Origin of the sequence: Butyricimonas faecalis, assembly GCF_003991565.1 — a bacterium.
In the GTDB taxonomy this organism is placed as follows: domain Bacteria; phylum Bacteroidota; class Bacteroidia; order Bacteroidales; family Marinifilaceae; genus Butyricimonas; species Butyricimonas faecalis.
This window is the reverse complement of the sequence record NZ_CP032819.1, coordinates 2437005-2462728: the sequence shown is the minus strand read 5'-3', so window position 1 is coordinate 2462728 and position 25724 is coordinate 2437005. Positions and strand designations below refer to the sequence as shown.

Here is a 25724-nt window from a genome sequence, read left to right as displayed (position 1 = left end):
TTTTGAAATGGCATGTAATTTGTTCTTTCCTTATATGATTTGAATGAACAAATTACAACTTAAAAATAAACAATTATGTTGAGCGAAAATTTAGTAAAGGCGTTTAATGCTCAGATTAATGCTGAGATGTGGTCATCAAACTTGTATTTGTCAATGTCCGTGTATTTTGCACAGAATGGATACGACGGGATGGCATCATGGATGAGAGCACAATCAAAAGAGGAGTTGGATCATGCTTACGAAATGATTGACTTCGTGATCAAACGGAACGAAAACGTGGAAATCGGTCAGATCAACGTGGTTCCTACGGCATGGGGTTCTGTTTTGGAAGTATTCGAGCATGTTTATCAACACGAGTGCCATGTTTCTAAATTGATTGATGATTTGTTGGATGTTGCCATCAAGGAGAATGATAAGGCTGCCCAGAATTTTATCAATAAATTCGTGAACGAGCAAGTTGAAGAAGAGGCTACCGCCCAGACTATCGTTGACAGAATCAAGATGATGAATGGTCATAACTTGATTTATCTGGATGATAAATTAGGGGAACGGAAATAATTCGTTTGAAGAATAGAAACGGGGGGGGTGACACTCCCCGTTTTTTATTTTATAGTAAGTCATAAATTACACAGATTGCAATCACCGTGACCAAGCATACCGTTTGATTGATGCGAGTGGCCCGTTTGTAATCGTTGACCGATAATTCCCTGTCATTTGTCCCGATATAAGGTTTTTCCACGAGAATTCCGTGATAGATGTTGGGTCCCCCGAAGCGGCAATCCAGTATTCCGGCCATGGCGGATTCCGGGTAACCGGAGTTGGGACTGGCATGTTGGCGGGCGTATTTTCGGATGAAGGAGAAGATTCCTTTCCGGTAGCCTGCTAAAGCAATCAGAAGTGCTGTTAGCCGGGCGGGAATATAATTCAGCACATCATCCAAATGGGCCGAACAACAACCGAAATCTTTGTAGCGGGCATCCTTGTACCCGATCATGGAATCGAGCGTGTTTACCATTTTGTAAGTCATCATGGCAGGAAATCCGCCCAAGGCATAAAAGAATAGAGGGGCAACTACCCCGTCACTTAAATTCTCTGCCATAGTTTCCAGTACGGCGGTGTATATCTTTTTCGGAGGCAGTTGGCTGGTATCCCTGCCGACGATCCATGACAAGCGTTTTCGTCCGGCTTCCAATCCTTGTTCTTCGAGGGTCCGAATGACTTCTCCTCCTTCCTGTATAAGACTGTGGTTGGCCAGTCCGTAGAAAACGAACACGGAGGCGACACCGTAATACGCGAGGGGGTGGAGTAGCCAGCTTCCCCACGCGATAAGTCCTCCCAGCAAGAGGGTGGAAAGCGGTAGGATAAGGGCAACGAGGCATCCATTCCGTTTTTTGTGTTTCCCTTTGTTGAAATGGCGTTCACACCACCCGATGATGTTCCCGAAGGCCACGATCGGATGAGGTAATTTCCGGGGATCTCCAAAAATGAGATCGAGAAGATATCCGATGACGAGAGGGATGATGACGATTGAAAACATAGTAACTAATTATAAATTAGTGATAGGTAATAATCTCAATGCCCGGAGTAGCATTTGGTTCTTTTCCTCCGAGAGTGTGTTTACCCGAAAGTAATGTTCGTCCAGACCTCTGAAATTCGAGGCATCCCGGATCAGTATTCCAAATTGTTCCAGGAGTTTCTGTTTCAACTCGGGGGATTTATGTATCGTGTGAATAAGGAAAAAAGAGGTTTCCGAAGGTACGGGAGTGTACCCGGGAAGTTCGTCGAAGGCACGTACAAAGTTCTCTTTACGCTTGAGTAGCCTGCCGGTGTCGGGCAGAAGGTATTTACCGTTTTGTAGTAGAAACTTCCCGATCTCTATGGCTAGTGCGTTCACGTTCCACGGGTGAGTGAACCGTCTGATTCGATCGATCAGGTCTTCGTTACCCAACATGTATCCCAGGCGTAACCCGGGGATGGCATAACTTTTGGTCATGGAATGAATGACCAGTAAGTTGGGATAGCGGACCAACAGGGATTCGCACGGTTGCGCCGTCGGGGCGAAATCAATAAAGGATTCGTCCACGACCAGTGTCATTTGAGGGTATTGTTGTAAAATATTTTCAATCTCTTCCAGTTGCCACACGTGTCCGTCGGGATTGTTGGGGTTGCAGATAAACATCAAGTCCGCGGGACCTGCCTGAAAGTTTTTCAAGGGTACGAATATCTGTTGGTGCCTATAAAGGGTGCAAGCGTCCTCGTACTCAGAGAAAGAGGGGATGGGGAGGATGGTTTTACTGCCTTCGAACGCGTGTGCGATCAGGTAAAACAATTCCGTGGCACCGTTCCCGGCAATCACGTTTTGTGGTTGCAGATTGTGGTGTCGGGCAACTTCCTGCACGAATGATTCGGCGGCAGGCTCCGGGTAGTGGAATATCTTGTCGATGTGTGTGGTCAGTATGGAACGGAGAAGATCCGTGTCCGCGTCATACCATACGTTGGTAGAGAAATTGGCTTTTATTTCTGTGCTTGATTTGTATATATCGTCTCCGTGTCCGTTCAGCATGTTATTTGATTTTAAGGGTGGAATAAATGTATGGCAGGTCGACGTGTGTGCGTACGTGGTCGGCCAGTTTGTCATATTGTTGGTTTTTGAAATCGATGTAATTAAAGATTGTGGGTGTTGCTTGGGTCAGTCCTTCCGCCAGTTCGTTGAGAACGATGTCGTTGTCCAGAATGCCGTGGAGGTAAGTGCCCCAGCATTTGTCATTCAGGAAATAACCGTCCGTTCGCCCGTCATGTAGACGATTTAGCGGAGATTCTGATGCTCCGTCCAATAGGGTTGTTCGTCCCATGTGAATTTCGTATCCCTTGCAGGTTTCCGGGTGATCGCGGAACGTGAATTGATCCTGGCAGGTGACTTTTTCGGGTTCCATGGTCGTGACGAGAGGGAGGATACCCAGTCCGGGAATGGCGGTCATATCACCTTCTATCTGATCCGGGTCTTCGATTCGGGCTCCCATCATCTGGTAGCCCCCGCAGATGCCGATCACTTTTTTGCCTTCCTTGTGTGCCCGGATGACTGCCTCCGCGATACCGTTTTCCCGGATATTCCGCAAATCGGAGATCGTGTTTTTTGTCCCCGGCAGGATGATAATGTCGGCTTTGCCAATCTCTTCCACGTTATTCGTGTAGTAAGCGTGGAATCGCTCGTCTCGCTCCAGCGTGCTGAAGTCCGTGAAATTGGAAAGGCGTTTCAAGAGTACGATGGCCACGTTGATCTTACCGCTTCCGGCTTTGGTGTTTTTGGTCTCCAGTGAGACGGAATCTTCTTCTTCAATATAAATGTCCTTGAAATAGGGAATTACACCGACGACAGGAATGCCCGTGAGATCATGGATAATCTTTCTTCCCTCGTTGAAGAGGGATATATCTCCTCTGAATTTGTTGATGATAATTCCTTTGATCAGTTTTCTTTCTTCTTCAGAAAGTAGGGCGATGGAACCGTAGACGGAGGCAAATACCCCTCCCCGGTCGATGTCGGCCACCAGGTACGTGGCGGCATTCGTGCGCAGTGCCATCCTCATGTTGGTGATGTCTCTTTCCCGCAGGTTGATTTCCGAGATGCTCCCGGCTCCTTCCAGTACGATGGGAGAGTAGCGGGCTTGCAAGCGTTCGTAGGCAGCGTATGCTTGGTTGAATAATTCAGCCTTGTTGTTGGACATGAAATATTCTTTGGCGGACATGTTCCCGACAGGTTTTCCATTTAACACGACCTGCGAGCATTGCTCGTTCGTGGGTTTCAGCAGAACGGGATTCATGTCGCTCTCCGGGGCGATACCACATGCTTCGGCTTGTACCGCTTGTGCCCGTCCTATCTCAAGCCCGTCGGGGGTGGAATAGGAATTTAACGACATGTTCTGAGCCTTGAAAGGGGCCGGGTGGTAGCCATCTTGTTTGAAAATGCGACAAAATGCCGTGTTGACAATACTTTTACCCGCATCCGAACAGGTCCCGACAAACATGATTGAACGAAGAAAAGACATTTAATTTTAGATTTAAGATTTTAGATTTAAGATTCCAATGCACGAGGCGGACGCTACTTGTTCTTTTTTTTGTAAAGGAACGCCTGCCATCTCTCTTCTTCTGCCCCTTGCTGATCCATTTCCCGGCGAGCCATGGTAAATAGCAGATCCGACAGACGGTTTACAAACCGCAGGATAAGTGGGGGTACCTCGTCCGTTTTGTTTAAGGTACATAGTCTTCTTTCTGCTCGACGGGCGATGGTGCGGGCCACGTGGCATTGAGCCGAAATCAGAGTTCCGCCCGGCAGGATGAAGTGAGTGGAAGGGTGTTGCATTTCGCTGTTCATGCGATCAATTTGTTGTTCGCAATACTGATCGATATCTTCCGGAAGTATGTTGGGGTTTTGCTCTCGGATGTTTGAGGGGGTTGCCACTTGTGACATGACTACCATTAACGCCCGCTGGATGTATGCTAGGATTTCCTGCTGTTCATCCTTTTCGTCCAGTAAGGCCCGGATAACCCCCAGCGTGGCGTTTAGCTCGTCCAGTGTCCCATTTGCTTCAATGCGAATATCATCTTTATCTACCCGGCTTCCGCCGAATATTCCCGTCGTTCCCTTGTCTCCGCCTTTCGTGTATATTCTCATGTTCAATATTCAATTGGATTATACTGTTTGGTTATCGTCTGTCAATGTAAAATACAGGCAACTCGTGTTTTCCATGATGGGAAGGTCGATCATGTCAATGGCTTTTTTCCCGTTGAGGTACGCGATAATTGCCCGGTTGAATGCTCCATGCCCGATGGCGAGAACCCGTTGTCCGGGGAAATTCTTTTTTAAATAGTCAATAAAATCGATGGCTCTCTGGAAAAGAGCGTCTAAAGATTCTACACTGGGAGGCAGGTTGGTCCAATCTACATCATCCAAGCGCTTGCCCGTGTATATGCCCCAGTCCATTTCCCGCAGGAGGGGAGTCGGGTGCGGTGTCAGTCCATGTTTCCGGGCGACAGCGAGAGCCGTGTTATAGCTTCGGGCCAGATCACTGGAAACAATGTTGTCAAGAGTTTCTTCTTGAAGCATCGTTGCTAGTTTTTCGGCTTGTGCTATTCCTAATGGAGATAGAGTTCCAGGAAGTTGGCCTTGGAGTATATGTTGTTGATTTTCTAGTGTTTCCCCGTGTCGGGATAATATGAGTTCCATCATCACTTCTTTTTAGACTTCTAACTTACAAAGTTAGTAAATATTATTACAGATTTTTCGTGAGATTACTTTGTATTTCTTAAAAAAACAGAGAAATTTGTCGTCATGATACAAAGAAAAATAATTTTAGTTACAGGAGGGCAGCGATCAGGAAAGAGTCGGTACGCTCAAGAGTTAGCATTAAAGTTGACGGAAACTCCTGTTTATTTGGCAACTTCAAGGGTGTGGGATGATGAATTTCGGGAGCGGGTGAAGCGTCACCAACAGGATCGTGGACCGCAATGGACGAATTTGGAAGAAGAAAAAGCAATTAGTAAATGCGATGTGCAGGGGCGTGTGGTGGTTATTGATTGCGTGACCTTGTGGAGTACAAACTTCTTTTTGATAATGATTCCAACGTGGATAAATCATTGCAGGAAATCAAGGATGAGTTTGATCGTTTTACCGGGCAGGAGGCAACGTTTATTTTTGTCACCAATGAAATCGGAATGGGAGGAGTGGCTGTTGACCCGATCCAGCGGCGATTTACGGATTTGCAGGGTTGGGTGAATCAGTATATAGGGGCTCGGGCGGACGAAGTTGTCCTGATGGTTTCCGGAATAGCCGTGCGAATAAAATAATATTGTGTAATCTGAATTGAATCCTGAAAATGTATTTCTCATTTTCGGTTTTCAGTTTTCAATCTTCAATTGTATGAGAAGTTTTGTGATAAACGAGACCGATAAGGCGATATCGGAAGCTCTGATAGATAAAATTAATAATTTGACGAAACCCAAGGGATCTTTGGGGTTGCTTGAAAAAACGGCACATCAGATTGGGTTGATTCAACAGACTCTTTCCCCGGAATTGCGAAAGCCCCAGAATATTATTTTTGCGGCAGATCACGGGATTGTGAAGGAGGGTGTTAGTTTTTCTGCTCCCGAGGTGACGGCCCAGATGATTTTTAATTTTATCAAGGGTGGTGCCGGGGTGAATATGTTTGCCCGGCAGCATCATTTCGGGATTAAATTGGTGGATTGTGGGGTGAATGCGGATTTTGAACCCATGGAGGGGTTGATCGACCGTAAAATTCGTAAAAGTACATCGAACTATCTGTACGAGGCAGCCATGACCCCGGAGGAATTTGACCGGGCTATCGAGATCGGTGTGGAGATCGTGGATATGGTACATGATGAGGGTTCGAACGTGGTAAGTTTCGGGGAGATGGGGATAGCCAATACCTCTTCTTCTTCCTTGTGGATGACTTATTTAACCGGAATTCCGTTGAGTGATTGTGTGGGAGCAGGTAGCGGGTTGTCGAAAGAAGGTGTCGAGCATAAATATAATGTACTGAAGCGTTGTATGGAAAATTATAAGGGAGATGGCACTTCCAAAGATATTACCCGTTATTTCGGGGGCTTTGAGATGGTAGCTGCCGTGGGGGGGATGTTGCGGGCAGCCGAGTTGGGGATGGTCATTATCGTGGACGGCTTCATCATGACGAATTGTGTGCTTGCCGGAAAGATGTTGTACCCTGCTTTGACGGATTACTGTATCTATGGTCACCAAGGTGATGAGTGTGGACATAAATTGGTTTTAGACTTTCTGCATGCCCAACCTTTATTGAATCTCGGTTTACGCTTGGGAGAGGGAACGGGTGCCATTTGCGCTTACCCCTTGCTCGTTTCAGCCGTGAACATGATCAACGAAATGGCTTCATTCAAGACGGCCTCAGTCACGAAGTACTTTAAGTAATTGAAAATTGAAAGTGGAAATACAATCCTCCTTGCACAAGAGGAAATGAATCTAAATACGCTCAATGTAACAATGTCGCGTGTCCTCCCCCTGTGTAAGGGGGAGTTAGAGGGGGTAGTTAAAGCATTGCCCCGTGCGGCTGGAATCTAAAATCATTAAATCTAAAATCACTATGCGTTCTCTTTTGGCAGCAATCATGATGTTTACCCGCTTACCCTTGTGGCGGATCGTCAACGTGGACAAACGTTATTTCACCGATGTGATTAAATATTGGCCGATAGTCGGTTTCCTGACGGGAGCAACTACCGGTGGAGTTTTATGGTTAGCGGCTCAATTTGTTCCTTTAGAGGTAGCGTGTGTTTTAGCTATTATTGCTCGAATTTTATTGACCGGAGCATTGCATGAAGACGGGTTGGCGGACTTCTTTGACGGCTTTGGAGGGGGAACTTCCAAGGAGAAAATATTGGCCATCATGAAGGATTCGCACATCGGGTGTTACGGAACTATCGGTTTGGTGCTTTATTTTATGCTGTATTATTCCTTGTTATCCAGTTTTGACCCGGCCATGGTTTTCCCGATCGTGATTGCGGCAGATTGTTTTTCCAAATTATGTACAGCCGTGATGATAAATACGTTGCCTTATGCGAGGAAAGAAGAGGAAAGTAAAATAAAGCTTGTTTACAGTAAAGTGCGTACGCTAATATTCGTGCTTGTAGGGGTGATCACCTTGGTCCCCTTTTTCTTTTTAAAAGATGCAAGTTTCTGTTTCGCAATGATCCCGGCTGTAGTAACGGCTGTCGGGTTACGTTTTTTCTTGAAACTCAAGATTGGGGGGTACACGGGAGATTGTTGCGGTGCATCCGTGTTAATCATTGAACAGGTTTTCTATTTGAGCGTGTTGGTAATTTGGTGTCGGTATCAATTCTTGTTTTAGAAAGATTCACAGGAAATGATAATTTTGTACTTTTGTCATTAAAAATGTAAAATTATACATAAATGAAAACATCAATTTTATCTCGGATATTGCTGTTTGGGGCAATGTTATTATGGGTACTTCCTTCTTTTGCGGAGGATTGTCCTCGTTGTCATGGTAAAGGCCGTGTTACGATATTTCCTTCAACCTCAAATTTTGGCGCTCGTGGGCATAAACGAAAATGTCCGGTTTGCGAGGAGTGGGTTTATCCACCTCATACGGACTATTGTGACGTGTGTGGAGGAAGCGGGGTTGTGCAAGGAAAAGTAAGTTCTGCTGAAGCTCGAATGCAGGAACAGTCGGCAGAATTGCTTGGTTACTTGGAGCCGGCAGAATATACAACGTTGCTCGGTCTTTTGGAATCTTTGCGAGAACAACCGTATTATCCCCCGTGTAGTACATGCAATGGTTCCACTCGTTGCACGATATGTGGTGGCGTCCCTAATTACGATCTCGATGCAACGAATATATGTATTGCTTGTAGTGGTTCCGGCATGTGTATCGCGTGTAGAGGTACTGGAACAGGACCATTGCAATATCGAGAACCCGAGAATAAGGAACAAATTATTGCTAATATAAAGCTCTTTTTTGATAGTGCACGGAAACGCATGAACGAGCAAAACGGTATTTCATCATCGAACGAATATGGTGAGGGACGTGAGAAGCGTAACGAGTCTGTTGATGATAGTTCTTATTACGCGACAGAAAATGATGCGAGCTCTAATTATTACGAATCCCAAAATAGACGCTATGAGGCTGATGAGATGGAGGGAGACGTGGAGCGTATTGATGATGATAGTTGGTCATTTAGTGATTGGGCGCTGTTATGTATTGGTATCATTGCGGTTATTGTGCTTCTAGGTAAATTATTTAAGTGACGAAATGTTCTTTTTAAGTTTATCAATGTAGCATAATTTTAGCTGATTATAAAGTTGAAAAAGATATTGAAAAACGAAAAAGTATTTATATATTTGCAGAATATGAAATAAAAAGGCAGGAGAGCCTGTCTTGAAAATATTGTGAGTTTGTGCTAATCTTACTTCGAAAATCGCCAATTTTTGTCATACAGATTAGGCATATTGTTCACGCTGGTCAAGCGTGGGCTGTTGTCTATATTGTATGACTGGTGTTTGGCGATACCACGAAGTAAGTATAGTAAAATGGTCCCCGCTTTTTTTATTGCGCCATTTTTGGGGGTCGGTTTATACAAGTAATTTTCGATGGATAAAGGATATAAAGATTGCAGTTTAACTAAAATGAACGGAATGAATATAAACCCAAAATTTACACGCATGAAAGATAAATAAGATTTCCCCATTAGAAAAATGAAAGAAGAGGGTGAATCCTAAACTTTGCACGTTGAATATCACCCCCTTACATCAATTAGTTTTATAAACCAATTAATAATCAAAGTTATGAAAAAAACTTATGACAGGAAATTTTTTCGGCAAAAATTACTATCGGAAAGAAGGACAGTCACCGCGGTTACCCGATTGTTTATCGTTTTATTACTTGGGTTTCCGTTGCTGTTGCAAGCCGGGACGGGTGTCTCTCCCCGGGTAAGGGATATTTCTGATATATTACCGGATGTTTCCATTCGTCAGGATTCAACGGAGTCAGGAAAATCGAGTGCGCAGAAACAGGCGTTTTACGAAGGAGACGTCATGGACACGGAGGGAAATCCGTTACCGGGGGTAACAATTTTACTGAAAGGAACCACGACAGGAACATCCACGAACGCGAATGGTGAATTCCGTTTCCCGGCAACCAAGGCGGGCAAATCCGTATTGGTCTTCTCGTTTATCGGGATGAAGCCGGTGGAGAAAGACGTGACACCGGGCAAGCGGGTAATTATCAGGATGGAAGACGAAGTGACGGGCATCGAGGAAGTGGTTATAACCGGTATCTATTCGCGGGATAAGAACAGTTACACGGGATCGGCCACCACGTATTCGGCACAGGAATTGAAAATGGTGGGTGCGCAAAATGTGATTCAGAGTTTAAAGACTCTCGATCCTGCCATGATGGTTGTGGAAAGCAAACAATGGGGATCAGACCCGAACCGGATGCCTAAGATTGAAATTCGGGGAAAAACGAGTGTCGTGGGGTTGCAAGCAGAATTTGAAAACGACCCCAACCAGCCTTTATTCATCTTGGATGGGGTGGAGACCACGCTGGCAACCATTATCAATTTGAACATTGACCGGGTGGCAAGTGTTACCCTTTTGAAAGACGCGGCCTCCACGGCGATATACGGGTCGAAGGCGGCTAACGGCGTCATTGTCGTGGAAACCAAATCACCGGAAGCGGGGCAGTTACGTTTGTCGTATAACGGCAATTACGGTATCTCGTTTGCCGACTTGTCCGACTATAATCTGATGAATGCCTCCGAGAAACTGGAGTTTGAATTACTGGCCGGGCGTTATTCTCCCTTGGAGGGATATGACGGGTTCGTTGATAAACTTCAAAAGATGTCGGACTATTATACCCGGTTGAAAGGAGTGCTGAGGGGTGTGGACACCTATTGGTTGAGTGAACCCTTGCGGACCGTGTTCAACCATTCCCACAACGTGTATATAGACGGGGGAGATCAAGCCATGCGTTACGGTTTGGGCATCAGCTACAACAATCGTGACGGTGTGATGAAAAAATCGAACCGTGATGGCTTGGGAGTGAATATTGATTTGATCTACCGGAAAAAAGGCCTTCTTTTCTCGAACAAGGCCAGTTTGGATATCAGCAATTCGGAGCGGGAACCGGTGGCTTTCTCCGAGTTCTCAAGGGCTAATCCCTATTACCAGAAGAGACTGGATAACGGAACGATTCCCATGTATCTGGAGAGAAAGACGGGAATCTACGGGGCGGATATGTTTAACCCGTTATACGTGTGGAATATTGAAAACACGAACACTTCCAAAGAGCTAGCGTTGCGGGATAATTTCACGATGGAATGGACCGTGTTCGACGCTTTGCGGACGCGTGCCCGATTGGGATTTTCAAAAAGTATTACGAAATCAGAGGCTTTCAAATCCCCGAATCACGTTGATTTCCTGGAGACTGAAAAATTGAAAAAAGGTTCTTTTTCTTCCAGTCAGAATGAAAGCTTCTCCTACAATGGCGATTTGAATATCACGTTCGGGAAAATATTCAAAAACGTTCATCAGGTTAATTTCGTCGGGGGATGGTCGTTCAACGAATCGAGAACCGAGGCTGCCGGTTACAACGTGGTCGGTTTTAACGATGATTTTCACAAGAATCCCGCTTACTCCACGGGTTTTCGGGAGAACCAGAAACCTACCTATTCGAAGAACCGCAGGCGTTCAACCAGTTTTTTCATGAACTTGAATTACGCGTACAACAATCGCTACTTGGTGGATTTCAACCTGCGTGCAGACGGGACATCCGTTTTCGGTAGCAATAAGCTTTTTTCCAAAACATGGTCTGTCGGCTTGGCTTGGAACGTTCACAACGAAGAGTTTGTGAAAAAGTTGGGCTGGGTGAATAATCTGAAGATCCGGGGATCCATCGGTAATCCCGGGAACGAGAATTTTGATGCCTATATATCCCAAAAGACGTACGTGTACAACGTGGAACTGCAAAATATGTTCGGAGCCAGTGCTTTGATCGAGAAATATGGAAATAAGGACTTGGAATGGCAGCGAACGCAGGATAAAAACATCGGTGTCGACCTGTCTGTGCTCAACAACAGAATCCGTTTCTCTTTTGATTATTATTTCAAGGATACAGACCCCTTGCTGGTTTCTATCTCGATGCCTGCTTCTGCCGCCGCCACGAGTTTGTATACCAACTTGGGACGGCAGATCTCGCGCGGATGGACGGCATCGTTGAATTACGTTTTCCTTCGAAAACAGGATGTATCTTGTAGCATCAACATGAATGCCCGGGCGAATCATTCGGAATTTCGCGATATCGGGGATAAGTTGAATTATATGAACAGGGTTGGCAGTTCCACCGTGTTGAACCGTTATTACGAGGGGGGCAGTCCCGATGATTTGTGGGCAGTCCCTTCCTTGGGTATCGACCCGGCTACCGGACGAGAAGTCTTTTTGAAGAAAGACGGCACTCAGACGTTCGTGTATTCTGCCTCTGACGAAGTCGTAGTGGGATCGTCGGTGCCGGACGTGGAAGGCATTATCGGCATGTCGTTTTATTACAAGAAATTCTCGGCTTCCGTCAACTTCCGTTACCGGTTGGGTGGAGAGACAAAAGCTTCGGCATTACATGAAAAGGTGGAGAACATCGATTTGAATAGTATTGTAAAAAATCAGGACAAGCGGGCTTTGTACGACCGTTGGAAGAAACCGGGCGACAAGGCGAAGTTCAAGGCCGTTGACGATTATTCATCCACGCCGCTCTCTTCCCGTTTCGTGGTGACGGAGAACACCTTCTCCGGGGAGTCAATCTCCATCGGTTACGAATTGAACGCATCCTGGTTGCGGGGAGCGGGAATCGAAGGCATGAATGTACGCTTTTACATGAACGATATTTTCCGGATTTCTTCTTTTAAAGAAGAGCGGGGATTGGACTATCCCTTTGCTCGTTCCCTCAGTTTTTCTCTAGGTGTAAGATTTTAAAACAAGTGTGAATATGATACGAAGATTGAAATTATTATTTTGCGCGGTGCTTGGCACCTTGGCGATGTCTTGTTCCGATTGGTTGAAAGTCAGTTCGGAAGACCGGATTATGGAGAATGATCTTTTTCGCACTTCCCATGGATTTATGACCTCGTTGAATGGTATTTATATAGACTTGTTGAACAGTAGCCTTTACGGGAAGACGTTAACGTGGGGTATGCCTGATATTTTGGCCCAATATTACACTTGTCGGGAAAAAGATCACGCGTATTCCTCTTTGGCAACCTTTGACAACGTGTCGAAAAATAGTGCCGTGAGTGGCACTTGGAGCCGGTCACATACCCTGTTGAATAACGTCAACACCTTGTTGGAGCATTGCGAATCAGATCGGGATGTGCTGGATGACACGTATTATCACATCATAAAAGGAGAGGCGCTTGCGCTACGGGCCTTGTTGAACTTCGAGTTGTTCCGGATATTCGGTCCGAGTTATAACGGTGACAAGGAGAGCGAGTGCTTGCCTTATGCCTTGACCTCCGAGACGAAAGTCAACCCGTTGCTTCCGGCAAAGGAGATCGCCCGGTTGATCATGGAAGACTTGAAAAACGCGGAGGAATTGTTGGCCGGGTATGATCCCGTGATTGAAGAGGGTGTCGTGTGGGCGGATGAGCCGGATGGAGGGGTGAACGATATGCGTTATCGTTCCATGCGTTTGAATTACTATGCCGTTCAAGCTTTAATAGCCCGGGTGGCCCTCTATGGCGGGGACAAGGAGATGGCTTGGGAGTATGCCGATAAAATGATCCGGGGAATACACGAAGAGCACAAATGGTTTCCGTTCGTGACCCAGGAAGAGGTGGCTGCTACCGAAAAGGAAGACCGTATCTTCCAAAGCGAGATTTTGTTCGGGTTATACAATCTGAAACGGAAAGAGAACGTGTACTCGGTAGGTTTCGGGCCTAACTTGAAACAGGGGAGCGTGTTGCGGATCGATAAAGACATCATGAATGAAATGTACGAGGGGGATGAAAATGACTTCAGGCTTGCTTACTGGTTCTCGGATATGGTTGACCCGGATAATAATTCATACACGCACATGATCAAGTACATGGATGTGGATGATTTGGATACGAAGACTGAAATCAGTAAAGGGTACACCTACATTATGCCTGTACTCCGGGTGTCGGAGGTGTACCTGATTGCGGCGGAGTGTTGTCCGGACCCGAAAGTGGGGCGGGATTATTTGAATGCCGTGAGATCGGTGCGTAACGTGAAAAACGTGGCGGATGAGGTCGACCTGACGACGGTTATCGAACAGGAATTTCGGCGGGAATTTTTGGGAGAGGGACAATTATTTTGGCTCTACAAACGGAAAGGGAAAGCGGAAATTATTTCCGGGGAGACACAGGGGAAAGTAGTTTCCATGGAAGAGCGTTTTTACCTGTTCGACCTGCCGCAGTCGGAACGGGATTATAGAGAGGAAAACGGTATTGGTAATTAGTTAAAATTTCGTCATATGAAAAAATATATATTTTTATTGTCAGTCATCTTGGCGTTTATCGGGTGCGAAAAGGAGATGATGGATTACGAGGGAAAAGACGGGATCTATTTTTGTGTTCAAGAAGTACCACCCAGCCAGTATGGAAATCCGGAAATCTGGGCACATATAGACACGACATTGTTGCCTTTTTCTCTGCTGTTGGTGAATGATACCACGGTGAGGCTGAAAGTCCGGGTGATGGGGCCGGTTACGGGGTATGACCGTTATTTTACTTTGGCCGTAATCGATTCGTTGACGACCGCAACCGTGGGTGAAGACTATTCTCCCTTGGAAAAGCAATATGTGATTTCAGCCGGAGAACGGGACGGGTACGTGGAATTCATTGGATTCCGTCAGGAAAAGATGTTGGATTCCACCTATTACGTGACTCTTCAATTGATGGAAAATGAATATTTCTCGTTACCGATGGATATTTGGCGTCCTCTGGAACTTAAAGACTACACGCGGGAAAATCAAAATGTAATCCGTCACGTGGTCGGACTCACGGATGAAGTTTTCGAGCCGAAAGCATGGACAACAAATTATTTCGGCCCCTATTCCAAGAAAAAGATGAAACTATTATGCGAGATGTTCGGGTTGCAGATGGCTGATTTTGATAATGTGACAGAGATGGATATGGAGAGACAGCGGGTTTACGCCCAAGGGTTGGATAAATATTTGAAGGAGATGGATGCCAAAGGGGAGACCGTCTACGAAGATCGAGTGGACAAGGACGGGAATCCGGTGAAAATGGCCGTAGGACCTTTAGTTTAGTAATATTGAATAGAAAAAGCTATGAAAAATATAATAGGTTTATTCATCCTGCTGGCATTAAGTTTATGCCTAGGATGTTATGACGATAAAGGAAATTACGATTATCATGATTTTAACGAAATATCGATTGGTAGGCGTGGATTCGATTCGGCGTATCTTCTCACATCGTATGTGGATACGCTTCGGATATTCCCGGAACTGAGGTTCAAATTGGAAGACAACAAGCATCTGACATACGAGTGGGTGGCTCGCTCTAATGGTATTAGTTTCACGGAATACCCTATCGGTAACGAGCGTGACTTGGAATACCCGGTAAGTTTGCCATCCGAGACATACACGTTGTTCTTCAAAGTGAAAGATACGTTGAACACGATGGAGTATTGGAGTGCCACGGCTTTTCAAGTACAGGATTTACTCACCAGCGGTTGGGTGATTCTAGGGGAGAACAGTAACGGGGAAGTTCAGATGGATATGATCACGTATTCCGTGGACACCATTGTGTTGAAAGACATTCTGGCAGAGAGTGGGCTGCCCGTTTTGAGAGATCCCGTGAAAGTGTGGGTGGTCGATAATTACACGGCAAATATGATTCACGTGTCCACGGGAGACGGAACGTATCGCTTGACCCGCGAGGATTTTAAAGGAGGGGATCACACGCACCTGAAGTATAATTTCTTTGATCCGGGGAGCTTGGAACATTTCACGCTTCAGGATGTAGGTCAAATACGTAACTATAACCGGGCGGCTATTATTGATGACTTATTGTTTCACAATAGTTCCATGATTCAAAGTTCGATATTCCAGAATCCGGCGAATCATTATCAGGGAACCTATGATCTTTTTGATGTTGGGGATAAGATCGCTTATAATCCCAAGGCGATGACGTATTACTATATTCTATATAACAAGACCGAACAGCGTTTCGTTTATACCGGAGGTCGGGCTTACGGGACTCCTGCCGGGTATTGCGATACATTGAAAGATACGCGCAGTGATGTGGAAATCTTTTCTTGGAAAACGGAACTGGATTATGTCACGAGCATAAACAGCCGTTTCCTGGATGGGTATTGCTACACGATATTGAAGGATAAGGAGGAACACCGTTATCTGTATTCTTACGCGCTTAGGTATCAATATGGATGGGAGAGTATCGTGAAAAATAAAAAATACTCGTTGGAAAAAGCCACGGACTTAGATAAGGCCAAATTCTTCGGGGCCAGTGCGCAACGCACGTATCTGATTTACGCGACAGGTTCGAAGTTGTATGCCTATGATTACGTGGCGGAGACGACAAAGGTGTTGGAGGATCTCGGCGATCAGGAGATCACGTTGTTGCATTACGATATCTTAATTGACACGGGAACCAATGACGATTTCTTTTACTTGGGAACGTACGATCCCTCCCAACCGAAAGAGACGGGAGGGACGCTGACAAGGTATCGGGTTGTTAACGACCCGAATAACATTCTCGTGGAGAAAGTACCCGGCTTTAGCTGGTCCGGATTGTGCAAGATCAAGAGCATTGATTTCAAGAAATACTAGCATACTTGCCTGATGTGTGAGTGAAGCACCATTTGAACGCGGTTCGTGCGGGAGAATGGTGCTTTTTGTGTTATAAGTGTTTGGGAAATAGCTATAAAGTAATAAAGAATTCTATAACGACTTTGTATTTTCTACTTGATGAGATTCGGAGTATTAGCACCATGAACCTTATAGCTACCTTATAGAAACCTTATATGAACCTTATGTACAATAAGGTTCATAAAGTACTAATATACTTTTATGAAAATATATTAGTAGGTAGTACACCGGATCTCATCATTTATTAAGAATAAATTCGGATGCAATCTCTTTCTTTGCCGGTAAATATCTGAATTTGAATATTTATTTTAGTTGTACTTTGGTTGATAAAAAGCATCGTATTTTCGATTATTTTCAGTAAATTTGTAAAATACCGAAACTACTTATGAAAATGAAATCAATTATTATCTGTTTTTGCTTTTGTTGTTTGGGATCTTGGTGGCACATGCTTTCAGCCCAAGAACAAGTTCGGGCATTACGTCCGTTGGAACAATGTACTTTGGTTACCGATCTGGCGGATCGGATTGAGGAAATACAGGTGATCCCGATTAAGCAGCGTTTTGATGCCGGATCACTGGAATGGATGCGCAAGAAATTGTTAATTGGTCCCGGGGGAGATCTGTTTCTCATGTATGGGCGGGAAGTGATGTGTTTTGATGCTGCCGGGAAGTATCAGTTTTCGATGCAGTATAACCGAGGAGAGGAATGTCCTTATCATCAGGATGCCTGTATCAGTGTGGATCAGAAAAAGTTGTTGTTTGCGTATGGAGATAGTGAAGTCGTATTTTTTGATTTGAATGATGGACGTGAAATTGAGCGTCTCCCGATGAATGAACCGTTGCATTTGTTTGAAGAGATTGCCCCGGCTCCGGATGGAGGGTTTTATTATTATTCGGTCTCAGCTCCTTGTTCCAATAATTTTGAACGGGGACATTTCTTGGTGACCCGGTTTGACAGGAACGGGAAAAAGGTGGAGAGTTCAATACCGCAGGTGGGGTTTACGGTGAATATTTTCCTTGTGTCGCAGGCCGTGGGGAATACTTATCTGATCCGCACGCAAGGAGGTGATAATGCGTGTTACCGGGTGAATGCTAAAGGAGAACTGGAGAAGGCTTACACCTTTGATTTGGGTGAGCGGGGAATACCGGATGATTTTGGAAAAGATAAAGAGGATTTGATGTTGCCGGACTACATGAGGGCGGATTATTATAAGATGCCGATTTATTTATGTGAGAGTGGAAAGTTCTTTTATTTCACTTGCTGTGGTCCCCAAGCCGTGGCGTACAATTTTCTTTATGCCCGGGGAAAGGATTCGGGAATTTACTGGAAAGCAGATCCCAATTTGGAAATCCATTTTCTCTCGGCAGACGAGGACTATTTTTACGCGCTTATAGAACCCGTGCCGGAAGAGGTGGTCCGGGAGACACAAGACCCGTTATTACGGCAGATATTTAAACAATTTGCCCTTTCGTTGGGAGAAAAGACGTCTGCCCGATTGGTGAAAGTTAAGTTTAAATAGTTGGTGAAATGACGGTTGAGGAACTTGGATGTAGTTTTTTCGATGGATTTTCGTGGATGTAATCGCAAAATTAAGGCAAATTTTGCGATTACATCCACGAAAATCGATTTATTTTTGCGATTCATAGTAAATATATTTTATCTTTGCCAAAAAGGACGAGTATGATAAAAAGAGTGATAAAAAATTCTATTCAAGCTGATTATAGGCGGGAAAAGGTAATTGTATTGCTTGGAGCAAGGCAAGTTGGGAAAACGACATTACTTTCCGAGTTACAAGAAGGTGCAAATAAAGTATTATCACTGAATTGTGATAATGTGGACGATGTGTTATTATTGGAAAGTAAGACGTCTACTGAATTGAAATATCTTTTATCTTCCTATGACTTGGTTTTTATTGATGAAGCACAACGGGTTAAGAATATAGGATTAACTCTAAAAATGATTGGCGACTTAAAATTGAAAACTCAAGTAGTTGTTACCGGATCTTCTTCTTTTGATATGGCAAATGAAGTGAACGAGCCGGCAACAGGGCGTTTGATAGAATATAATCTTTATCCGTTTTCGCTATCCGAGTTGGCAATAGAGACTTCGGAGCGTGAAGAAAAAAGATTGCTTGAGACTCGGATGGTTTATGGACTTTACCCGGAGGTTGTAACGGAGCCTGGTGATGCAAAGCGTATATTAATGGGACTTACAAATAATTATTTGTATAAGGATTTATTTATGTACAGGGGAATAAAGAAACCGGATCTCATTCAAAAGCTTGTTAGAGCTTTAGCTTTGCAGTTAGGAAACGAAGTGTCATATAATGAATTAAGCTCTCTTTTAGGAGTAGATCGAGGTACGATTGAGACGTATATTAATTTGTTAGAAAAATGCTTTGTTGTGTTCCGTTTAGATTCTTTTAGTCGTAATCTTAGGAATGAAATTAAAAAGGGTAAGAAGATTTATTTTTATGATAATGGAATAAGAAATGCTGTATTGTCAAATTTTGCTCCATTGGAATTGAGAAATGATACAGGGGCATTGTGGGAAAATCTCATGGTAAGTGAACGAGTGAAACGTAATTCATATTTAGGTGATTTTGCCCAACTTTTCTTTTGGCGTACGCATGAACAACAAGAGATAGATTTAGTTGAAGAGCAGGATGGCGTTTTACGTACTTTTGAATTTAAATGGAATGATAAAGTGAAAGTCAAGCGGCCGAAGAGTTTTGTCGATGCTTATCCTAATTCAACCTATGAAGTTGTTACTCCGGAAAATTATTGGAATTTTATTCGGATAGATTGATTTTCAGGTTATTGGGATTGTAATGAGTGTTTCGAAATTTTAAATTTATGGCTAAATCTTCACGATAATGGAAGTATTTTTGGTTAGGCATACGAAAACGGCGGTTATTCCGGGGACGTGTTACGGGAATTCGGATGTAGATGTGGCCGATTCTTTTCCGGAAGAAGCAGAAAAGGTGAGGGAGAGGCTGAAAGAGGAGAGATTTGACGCGGTGTATTCCAGTCCATTACAGCGTTGCAGGAAATTGGCCGCTTATTGCGGTTATGAGAACCCGATACTGGATAGTCGGCTGAAGGAATTGAATTTCGGGAGTTGGGAGGGGCAACGTTGGGATGAGATTCAAGATCCTCGTTTGCAGGAATGGTATGACAATTGGTTGAGTATGCCTGCCGGAGGGGCGGAAAGTTTTTTGGAACAATATAACCGGGTGTCGGCTTTCTTGGACGATCTGAAGAAAACGGGGTACGGGAAGGTGTGTGTGTTTGCTCACGGGGGAACGATTCGGGCAGCGTTGATTTATGCCGGGAAATATAATTTTAACCAGGCGTTCACGGATGATGTGGGGTACGGGGCTTTAGTGAAAATGACAATATGATGTCATTTGTTTTCTTCTTTCAATCTTTTACGGATACCTCTTTCGATAGCCAAAACAAGGATGATGACCAACACGATGATGATCACGCTGATCCAGGATTGGTATGATAATTCGGTGAAATCGGTCATGGCTAATTTCGTGATGGCGGCAAGTATCAAGATGTACAGGCACGTGCGCACGTTCCGCAACTTCTTTTCTGTGGTAAATTCGGTATTCTTTTCGGCCGCTTTCTTTTTGGTTTCCATGACTTGGTATTTTAATGACACGTACTATCTTGTAAAGGTATGAAATAATATTTGAATTTGTTTTGGGAGGAGAAGAAATAAAAAAACCACCGTTAGGTGGTTTTTATTTATTCTATGGTTTTGCTTCTTCTCTTTCGTTCGTTTTCATCGAGGTAGATTTTGCGGAGTCTCATGGCTTTGGGCGTGACTTCCACGTACTCGTCCTCTTTGATGTATTCGAGGGCTTCTTCCAGGCTGAAAAGTATGGGAGGAGCGATGTTTGTTTTTTCATCGGAACCGCTGGCTCGCATGTTTGTAAGTTTCTTGGACTTGCAGACATTAATCACGATGTCGTCCTGTCTGGTGCTTTCCCCGATGACCTGTCCGGCATACACTTCGTCACCTGGGGTGATGAAAAATTTACCTCTATCTTGCAATTTGTTGATGGCGTAAGCAAACGAATCTCCGGTTTCCATGGCAATCAACGAGCCGTTGGTACGCATCTCTATTTCCCCGGCATAAGGTTCGAATCCTTTCAGCCGGTGGGCCATAACGGCTTCTCCGGCAGTAGCGGTAAGCAAATTACTTCTCAAGCCGATGATTCCTCGTGAAGGAATATTAAAGGTCAGATGTACCCGATCGTCACGATGTTCCATGTTGGTCATGACTCCCTTGCGACGGTTTACCATTTCGATGGCTTTTCCCGATACTTCTTCCGGGAGGTCGATGGTCAGTTCCTCGATAGGCTCGCATTTTACCCCGTTGATTTCTTTGATAATCACTTTCGGCTGACCTACTTGTAGTTCGTAGCCTTCACGACGCATGGTTTCGATCAGGACGCTCAAGTGAAGTACGCCTCGTCCGAAAACGATAAAAGAATCAGCCGATTGTCCCGGTTCTACCCGTAAGGCCAAGTTCTTTTCCAATTCCCGATCCAGACGTTCCTTGATATGACGGGAGGTCACGTATTTACCATCCCGACCAAAGAAGGGCGAGTCGTTGATGGTGAATAGCATGCTCATGGTCGGTTCGTCAATAGCGATAGGAGCCAATGCTTCCGGGTTTTCGAAATCTGCAATCGTGTCACCGATTTCGAATCCTTCGATTCCGACGAGCGCGCATATCTCTCCACATTCAACCTCATCCACTTTTTGTTTGCCCATTCCCTCGAACGTCATTAAATCTTTGATACGGGTTTTGATCTGTGTGACTCCGTCTCTTTTGCATAACGTGACAGGCATGCCGGATTTCAAGGTACCGCGGGTGAGTTTCCCGATAGCGATCCGTCCCACGTAAGAGGAGTATTCCAGAGAAGTGATTAACATCTGTGGGGTTCCTTCCTGTACTTTCGGGGCGGGAATATCTCTGATGATGGCATCCAACAAGGGGGTGATGTCGGTTGTGGGAGTACGCCAGTCGGTGGACATCCATCCTTGTTTTGCACTACCGTAAACGACAGTGAAGTCGAGCTGGTCTTCCGTGGCATCCAAGGAGAACATCAGGTCGAATACTTGCTCGTACACGAAGTCCGGACGGCAATTCGGTTTGTCTACTTTGTTCACGACGACAATCGGTTTCTTACCCAATGCAAGTGCTTTTTGAAGCACGAAGCGCGTCTGGGGCATGGTGCCTTCAAAGGCGTCAACCAATAATAATACTCCATCAGCCATGTTCAACACGCGTTCCACTTCTCCACCGAAGTCGGCGTGGCCCGGGGTATCAATAATGTTAATTTTGTAATCTTTATAATGAACGGATACGTTCTTGGCTAGGATGGTGATCCCTCGTTCTCTCTCCAGGTCGTTGTTATCCAGCAATAGATCACCCGTATTTTCTGTTTCTCTGAATAAGTTTCCTTGAAAAATCATTTTGTCGACCAATGTGGTTTTCCCGTGGTCAACGTGCGCGATAATCGCGATGTTTCTAATCTTCTGCATTTTGCTCCTATGGTATTAAATCCAAATAGGGCGCAAAGTTAGTATTTTTTTTAAAGAAAAGGGGCTTGATGAGCCCCTTTTTTTATTCTACCCTGTTGGCACTTCCTAAAACGTGCACGGTTTTGTGTTTGTATAATTCTTTTAATGCTTCTCTGGCGGGACCTAGGTACTTACGCGGGTCAAATTCTGCCGGTTTGGTTGCGAATACTTCACGAACGGCTGCTGTCATCGCCAAACGGCCATCGGAGTCGATGTTGATTTTACATACGGCAGAAGTAGCGGCTCTACGTAATTGTTCTTCCGGGATACCCACGGCGTCTTTTAATGCTCCGCCATATTTATTGATAATAGCAACTTTGTCTTGTGGTACGGAAGATGATCCGTGGAGAACGATCGGGAATCCGGGGATACGTCTTTCGATTTCTTCCAAGATGTCGAAACGTAATGGGGGAGGAACGAGGATTCCATCTGCGTTACGGGTACATTGTTCCGGTTTGAATTTGTTTGCCCCGTGGGAGGTTCCGATTGAAATGGCCAGTGAATCCACTCCGGTTTTCTTCACGAAGTCTTCAACCAAGTCCGGGCTGGTGTAAACGTTGGCCGCGGCAACCACGTCGTCTTCAATTCCGGCTAATACTCCAAGTTCACCTTCTACGGTAACATCATATTGATGAGCATAGTCAACCACTTTCTTGGTTAATGCCACGTTCTCGTCATAGGGAAGAGCCGATCCGTCGATCATAACAGAAGAGAATCCCATTTCGATACAAGATACGCACAATTCATACGTATCGCCATGGTCAAGGTGAAGACAGATTGGAATATTGCATCCGAGTTCTTTAGCATATTCTACCGCACCCTGTGCCATGTAGCGCAAAATCGTTTGGTTGGCATATTTGCGGGCACCACTGGACACTTGTAAGATAACGGGAGATTTTGTTTCCACGCAAGCTGCAACGATTGCTTGCATTTGCTCCATGTTATTGAAATTGAATGCCGGAATAGCGTATTTGCCTTCCATTGCTTTCTTGAACATTTCTCTGGAATTAACCAGTCCTAAGTCTTTGTAATTAACCATAGCTGCTATATTTTATATTTGTGCATCAAAGTTAAGCATTAAAAACAGAGATTTGCAAGGAAACAGAAGGAAAAATTTCAAACGTTTGCGTAATCGTTGGCAAATGTTATGGAGGGAATGGAGTATGGCTATTTTTTAATGATTTATCCAGACTATAGTAATCTTTTTTCCACCAAGTTACGTAGAGAAAATAAAAAGAATATGAGGAAAAGTGTTTTTTTGGTATTGTTGACGGTAGAATCGTTAGCAGTTCGGGAAGGAGAAAATGCTACGGTCGGTCGTTTGGACTTGAACCGTTACATGGGGAAGTGGTATGAAATTGCTCGTTTTGATCATTCTTTTGAACGAGGATTGGTTGGGGTGAGCGCCGAGTATAGTTTCCGGAAGGATGGTAAGATACGGGTGATCAATTCAGGATATAAAGATTCTCTGGGTGGAGAGCGGAAACGGGCAGAGGGAAAAGCCAAGCAACCGGACCCGGCTGATCCGGGTAAACTAAAAGTATCGTTTTTTCTTTTTTTCTACGGGGATTATTATGTATTAGAGTTGGATCAGGAGTATCGCTGGGCATTGATTGGCAGTCCCACGAAGAAATATCTCTGGATATTGAGCCGAACCCCACATCTACCTCAAGAGGTATTGAATGGGATATTGGAATTAGCCCGAAAGCACGGGTACAATACTGAAAAATTGATTTTTGTGGAACAACCGGAAACGGATCAGTCGGTCTAGGGCTGATCCGCTATCGGCATTACCATTCGATTTCACTTAGCCCGTGGGCTCTCAAATAAGCATTCGCTTGACTGAATTGGTGATTACCGAACCATCCGCCCCGGTTAGCAGACAAGGGAGAGGGGTGTACGCATTTCAATACCAGATGTCGTTGGGTGTCGATGAAAGCGCCTTTGCGTTGGGCATAGGAACCCCAAAGGAAGAAAACGAGGTGTTCTTTTTTCTCGGCAATGATTCTGATGACGGCGTCGGTGAAGGTCTCCCAGCCTTTGTTCTGGTGGGAGCCCGCTTGATGGGCCCTCACGGTCAGCGTGGCGTTGAGTAATAGCACGCCTTGTTCCGCCCAGCGTTCCAGGTTACCGGATGCGGGAACAGGTTTGCCCAGATCGTTATTTATTTCTTTGAAAATGTTCTGTAATGAAGGCGGTTGCTCGATACCTTCCGGGACGGAAAAGCAAAGCCCGTGCGCCTGACCGGGACCATGATACGGGTCCTGTCCGAGAATTACTACCTTGGTCTGTTCTGCAGGGCAATGGTCAAAGGCGTTGAAAATGAGTTTTCCCGGGGGATATATCTTGGTGGTCTTGTACTCGTTTTTCACGAACTGGATCAATTCCGAGAAATAAGGTTTCTCAAATTCATCTTGTAAGAGTTCTTTCCAAGAGGGCTCGATCTTTACGTCAACCATAGATTTTATTTTAGATTTTAGATTTTAGATTTATGATTTCTAGTGCATGAATCTGACATTGGTTGTCTTTGTAAATCATAAATTAATTCGTTTTTATCTCAAATAGTTTCGGCCAGTGTTTTCCGGTAACGTAGATCGTGCCCTTCTTTTCGTTGTATGCTATACCGTTTAAAACATCATCGTTTTGGTCCAGTTTGGCTCTTTCGGCGGCGGTGAGCAGGTCCGGAAGTAGCAATTCTTCAACGACTTCACCTGATTTCGGGTCGATAATGACAATTCGGTCTGTAAGCCATTCGTTTGCCCAGATATAACCGTTGATGTATTCCAGTTCGTTTAAGTTGGTCACCGGACCTTTGTTATCGAAGACTTCTACTGTTTTGACAACACGGAAAAGAGTCGGGTCCAAATGGTATAAATGGTGAGAACCGTCACTCATGATGAGCTTGTCGTCCATCGTGGTCAGTCCCCAGCCTTGCTCCATGGAATAGTCGAAAGTCGTTAACAAGGTGAAGGAGGCCAAGTCGTACACGAAGGCTTTTTGGGAAGTCCAGGTAAGCTGGTATATTTTATCCTTGTAAACCGCGATTCCCTCCCCGAAATATTGTCTGTCCAATCCCAGCATTGCCAGCGTCTTGTTGTTTTCCAAGTCGATTTTGCGTAGGGTGGATTGGCCTTTGATTCCGGTTCCCTCGTAGATAATGCCATCTATATATACCAAGCCCTGCGTGGAGGCATCCGTGGCATGGGAGTAGGTTTTCACCAATTGGTATTGAAGAGACTTGGGAGCCTTATCCGGTTTCACGATAAAGGATTGGGTGGCTACCCCACATTTATTGTTGGGGTGGAACGCGATCACTTTGAGTGTGTTGGTACCACATTTTTCTTTCGGGATCTTGAATACGAATTCCCGGGTCGCGCTGTCGAGCGTGGCAATCTGTCTTTGGTTGAAAAACAGGTGGGCGGAGTCTATTTTATAGTGTTTGTTGTTCGCGTACACAATTTTAAGTTTCTCGTTGAACTGACAGGTGTCAAATTTCATGGGATACACGAATTGCACGCTTTTCACGTATTTAGGTCCCGTCGTTTCGCGGCTTTGAGCATTGCCTACCGAGAGGTTTTGATCCCCTTTACTCTTTTTTTCTCCCTGACAGGCAGAGAGAAACAGGAGCGAAAGCAGTATGTAGTAGAGATAAGGCATAATATATTATGTGATTTAAGATTTATGATTTTGTGATTCTGGTGTT

At 44.8% G+C, this 25724-nt stretch carries 22 protein-coding genes and 1 pseudogene; 13 read left to right on the top strand and 10 right to left on the bottom strand.

Going from position 1 to position 25724, the window contains the following annotated elements:
* The first annotated feature begins 75 nt into the window (after positions 1 to 75).
* Positions 76 to 558: a ferritin gene (locus D8S85_RS10765; protein ID WP_106480712.1), complete on the top strand. Its 483-nt coding sequence runs from the start codon at positions 76 to 78 to the stop codon at positions 556 to 558.
* 49 nt (positions 559 to 607) lie between these two features.
* Here D8S85_RS10765 and cbiB read toward each other — a convergent pair whose 3' ends face one another.
* From cbiB to D8S85_RS10740, 5 genes are read right to left on the bottom strand one after another with little or no spacing between them, the layout of a single operon-like run.
* Positions 608 to 1537 (bottom strand): adenosylcobinamide-phosphate synthase CbiB, encoded by a 930-nt coding sequence (gene cbiB, locus D8S85_RS10760; protein ID WP_106480711.1) that lies wholly within the window; start codon positions 1535 to 1537, stop codon positions 608 to 610.
* 9 nt (positions 1538 to 1546) lie between these two features.
* On the bottom strand, positions 1547 to 2563 hold the full coding sequence (locus D8S85_RS10755) for a pyridoxal phosphate-dependent aminotransferase (RefSeq protein ID WP_106480710.1): 1017 nt from the start codon (positions 2561 to 2563) through the stop codon (positions 1547 to 1549).
* A 1-nt stretch (position 2564) separates the two neighbouring features.
* Positions 2565 to 4043: a cobyric acid synthase gene (locus tag D8S85_RS10750; protein ID WP_106480709.1), complete on the bottom strand. Its 1479-nt coding sequence runs from the start codon at positions 4041 to 4043 to the stop codon at positions 2565 to 2567.
* Between the two features lie 53 nt (positions 4044 to 4096).
* Positions 4097 to 4669 (bottom strand): cob(I)yrinic acid a,c-diamide adenosyltransferase, encoded by a 573-nt coding sequence (locus D8S85_RS10745; RefSeq protein ID WP_106480708.1) that lies wholly within the window; start codon positions 4667 to 4669, stop codon positions 4097 to 4099.
* An 18-nt stretch (positions 4670 to 4687) separates the two neighbouring features.
* Positions 4688 to 5224 (bottom strand): histidine phosphatase family protein, encoded by a 537-nt coding sequence (locus D8S85_RS10740; protein WP_106480707.1) that lies wholly within the window; start codon positions 5222 to 5224, stop codon positions 4688 to 4690.
* Between the two features lie 102 nt (positions 5225 to 5326).
* On the opposite strand from D8S85_RS10740, the pseudogene cobU reads away from it, so the two are divergent.
* The 11 genes and pseudogenes from cobU to cobC all read left to right on the top strand — a co-directional run bounded on the left by cobU (position 5327) and on the right by cobC (position 19821).
* A pseudogene (gene cobU, locus D8S85_RS10735) lies at positions 5327 to 5841 on the top strand (bifunctional adenosylcobinamide kinase/adenosylcobinamide-phosphate guanylyltransferase).
* 73 nt (positions 5842 to 5914) lie between these two features.
* Positions 5915 to 6955 (top strand): nicotinate-nucleotide--dimethylbenzimidazole phosphoribosyltransferase, encoded by a 1041-nt coding sequence (gene cobT, locus D8S85_RS10730; RefSeq protein ID WP_106480705.1) that lies wholly within the window; start codon positions 5915 to 5917, stop codon positions 6953 to 6955.
* Between the two features lie 172 nt (positions 6956 to 7127).
* Positions 7128 to 7889, top strand: a complete 762-nt coding sequence (cobS, locus tag D8S85_RS10725) for an adenosylcobinamide-GDP ribazoletransferase (protein WP_106480704.1) — start codon at positions 7128 to 7130, stop codon at positions 7887 to 7889.
* Positions 7890 to 7951: 62 nt separating this feature from the next.
* Positions 7952 to 8806, top strand: a complete 855-nt coding sequence (locus D8S85_RS10720; protein ID WP_106480703.1) for a DnaJ-like cysteine-rich domain-containing protein — start codon at positions 7952 to 7954, stop codon at positions 8804 to 8806.
* Between the two features lie 537 nt (positions 8807 to 9343).
* Positions 9344 to 12523, top strand: a complete 3180-nt coding sequence (locus D8S85_RS10715) for a SusC/RagA family TonB-linked outer membrane protein (protein ID WP_228423192.1) — start codon at positions 9344 to 9346, stop codon at positions 12521 to 12523.
* A gap of 13 nt (positions 12524 to 12536) precedes the next feature.
* Positions 12537 to 14024: a RagB/SusD family nutrient uptake outer membrane protein gene (locus tag D8S85_RS10710; RefSeq protein WP_106480701.1), complete on the top strand. Its 1488-nt coding sequence runs from the start codon at positions 12537 to 12539 to the stop codon at positions 14022 to 14024.
* 15 nt (positions 14025 to 14039) lie between these two features.
* Positions 14040 to 14837 carry a DUF4843 domain-containing protein gene (locus tag D8S85_RS10705; RefSeq protein ID WP_106480700.1) on the top strand — a complete coding sequence of 266 codons (798 nt, stop codon included), beginning with the start codon at positions 14040 to 14042 and terminating at the stop codon, positions 14835 to 14837.
* 21 nt (positions 14838 to 14858) lie between these two features.
* Positions 14859 to 16379, top strand: coding sequence for a PKD-like family lipoprotein (locus tag D8S85_RS10700; protein WP_106480699.1), 1521 nt, complete (start codon positions 14859 to 14861; stop codon positions 16377 to 16379).
* 424 nt (positions 16380 to 16803) lie between these two features.
* Positions 16804 to 17937, top strand: a complete 1134-nt coding sequence (locus D8S85_RS10695) for a hypothetical protein (RefSeq protein ID WP_106480698.1) — start codon at positions 16804 to 16806, stop codon at positions 17935 to 17937.
* Between the two features lie 161 nt (positions 17938 to 18098).
* Positions 18099 to 19226 carry an ATP-binding protein gene (locus D8S85_RS10690; protein WP_106480697.1) on the top strand — a complete coding sequence of 376 codons (1128 nt, stop codon included), beginning with the start codon at positions 18099 to 18101 and terminating at the stop codon, positions 19224 to 19226.
* A 67-nt stretch (positions 19227 to 19293) separates the two neighbouring features.
* Positions 19294 to 19821: an alpha-ribazole phosphatase gene (gene cobC, locus D8S85_RS10685; protein ID WP_127075051.1), complete on the top strand. Its 528-nt coding sequence runs from the start codon at positions 19294 to 19296 to the stop codon at positions 19819 to 19821.
* A gap of 2 nt (positions 19822 to 19823) precedes the next feature.
* Here the strand turns inward: cobC and D8S85_RS10680 are convergent, their stop codons facing one another.
* From D8S85_RS10680 to D8S85_RS10670, 3 genes are all read right to left on the bottom strand, one after another.
* A complete protein-coding gene (locus D8S85_RS10680; RefSeq protein ID WP_127075050.1) occupies positions 19824 to 20066 on the bottom strand; it encodes a hypothetical protein in 243 nt (80 codons plus the stop codon).
* Between the two features lie 107 nt (positions 20067 to 20173).
* Positions 20174 to 21982, bottom strand: coding sequence for a translational GTPase TypA (gene typA, locus D8S85_RS10675; protein WP_106480694.1), 1809 nt, complete (start codon positions 21980 to 21982; stop codon positions 20174 to 20176).
* 82 nt (positions 21983 to 22064) lie between these two features.
* Positions 22065 to 23060, bottom strand: coding sequence for a class II fructose-bisphosphate aldolase (locus tag D8S85_RS10670; RefSeq protein ID WP_106480693.1), 996 nt, complete (start codon positions 23058 to 23060; stop codon positions 22065 to 22067).
* A 201-nt stretch (positions 23061 to 23261) separates the two neighbouring features.
* Between D8S85_RS10670 and D8S85_RS10665 the strand changes: the two genes are divergently transcribed.
* Positions 23262 to 23792, top strand: coding sequence for a lipocalin family protein (locus D8S85_RS10665; protein ID WP_106625072.1), 531 nt, complete (start codon positions 23262 to 23264; stop codon positions 23790 to 23792).
* Between the two features lie 19 nt (positions 23793 to 23811).
* Here the strand turns inward: D8S85_RS10665 and ung are convergent, their stop codons facing one another.
* Positions 23812 to 24480, bottom strand: coding sequence for a uracil-DNA glycosylase (gene ung, locus D8S85_RS10660; RefSeq protein WP_106480692.1), 669 nt, complete (start codon positions 24478 to 24480; stop codon positions 23812 to 23814).
* Positions 24481 to 24562: 82 nt separating this feature from the next.
* Entirely contained in the window at positions 24563 to 25678 is a 1116-nt protein-coding gene (locus D8S85_RS10655; RefSeq protein ID WP_106480691.1) for a glutaminyl-peptide cyclotransferase, read from the bottom strand.
* Positions 25679 to 25724: the final 46 nt, after the last annotated feature.

What these genes read in the sequence shown, in the direction of transcription:
- D8S85_RS10765 (WP_106480712.1), top strand. Translation starts at nt 76, where the DNA reads ATGTTGAGCGAAAATTTAGTAAAGGCGTTTAATGCTCAGATTAATGCT.
- cbiB (WP_106480711.1), bottom strand. Translation starts at nt 1,537, where the DNA reads ATGTTTTCAATCGTCATCATCCCTCTCGTCATCGGATATCTTCTCGAT.
- D8S85_RS10755 (WP_106480710.1), bottom strand. Translation starts at nt 2,563, where the DNA reads ATGCTGAACGGACACGGAGACGATATATACAAATCAAGCACAGAAATA.
- D8S85_RS10750 (WP_106480709.1), bottom strand. Translation starts at nt 4,043, where the DNA reads ATGTCTTTTCTTCGTTCAATCATGTTTGTCGGGACCTGTTCGGATGCG.
- D8S85_RS10745 (WP_106480708.1), bottom strand. Translation starts at nt 4,669, where the DNA reads ATGAGAATATACACGAAAGGCGGAGACAAGGGAACGACGGGAATATTC.
- D8S85_RS10740 (WP_106480707.1), bottom strand. Translation starts at nt 5,224, where the DNA reads ATGATGGAACTCATATTATCCCGACACGGGGAAACACTAGAAAATCAA.
- cobT (WP_106480705.1), top strand. Translation starts at nt 5,915, where the DNA reads ATGAGAAGTTTTGTGATAAACGAGACCGATAAGGCGATATCGGAAGCT.
- cobS (WP_106480704.1), top strand. Translation starts at nt 7,128, where the DNA reads ATGCGTTCTCTTTTGGCAGCAATCATGATGTTTACCCGCTTACCCTTG.
- D8S85_RS10720 (WP_106480703.1), top strand. Translation starts at nt 7,952, where the DNA reads ATGAAAACATCAATTTTATCTCGGATATTGCTGTTTGGGGCAATGTTA.
- D8S85_RS10715 (WP_228423192.1), top strand. Translation starts at nt 9,344, where the DNA reads ATGAAAAAAACTTATGACAGGAAATTTTTTCGGCAAAAATTACTATCG.
- D8S85_RS10710 (WP_106480701.1), top strand. Translation starts at nt 12,537, where the DNA reads ATGATACGAAGATTGAAATTATTATTTTGCGCGGTGCTTGGCACCTTG.
- D8S85_RS10705 (WP_106480700.1), top strand. Translation starts at nt 14,040, where the DNA reads ATGAAAAAATATATATTTTTATTGTCAGTCATCTTGGCGTTTATCGGG.
- D8S85_RS10700 (WP_106480699.1), top strand. Translation starts at nt 14,859, where the DNA reads ATGAAAAATATAATAGGTTTATTCATCCTGCTGGCATTAAGTTTATGC.
- D8S85_RS10695 (WP_106480698.1), top strand. Translation starts at nt 16,804, where the DNA reads ATGAAAATGAAATCAATTATTATCTGTTTTTGCTTTTGTTGTTTGGGA.
- D8S85_RS10690 (WP_106480697.1), top strand. Translation starts at nt 18,099, where the DNA reads ATGATAAAAAGAGTGATAAAAAATTCTATTCAAGCTGATTATAGGCGG.
- cobC (WP_127075051.1), top strand. Translation starts at nt 19,294, where the DNA reads ATGGAAGTATTTTTGGTTAGGCATACGAAAACGGCGGTTATTCCGGGG.
- D8S85_RS10680 (WP_127075050.1), bottom strand. Translation starts at nt 20,066, where the DNA reads ATGGAAACCAAAAAGAAAGCGGCCGAAAAGAATACCGAATTTACCACA.
- typA (WP_106480694.1), bottom strand. Translation starts at nt 21,982, where the DNA reads ATGCAGAAGATTAGAAACATCGCGATTATCGCGCACGTTGACCACGGG.
- D8S85_RS10670 (WP_106480693.1), bottom strand. Translation starts at nt 23,060, where the DNA reads ATGGTTAATTACAAAGACTTAGGACTGGTTAATTCCAGAGAAATGTTC.
- D8S85_RS10665 (WP_106625072.1), top strand. Translation starts at nt 23,262, where the DNA reads ATGAGGAAAAGTGTTTTTTTGGTATTGTTGACGGTAGAATCGTTAGCA.
- ung (WP_106480692.1), bottom strand. Translation starts at nt 24,480, where the DNA reads ATGGTTGACGTAAAGATCGAGCCCTCTTGGAAAGAACTCTTACAAGAT.
- D8S85_RS10655 (WP_106480691.1), bottom strand. Translation starts at nt 25,678, where the DNA reads ATGCCTTATCTCTACTACATACTGCTTTCGCTCCTGTTTCTCTCTGCC.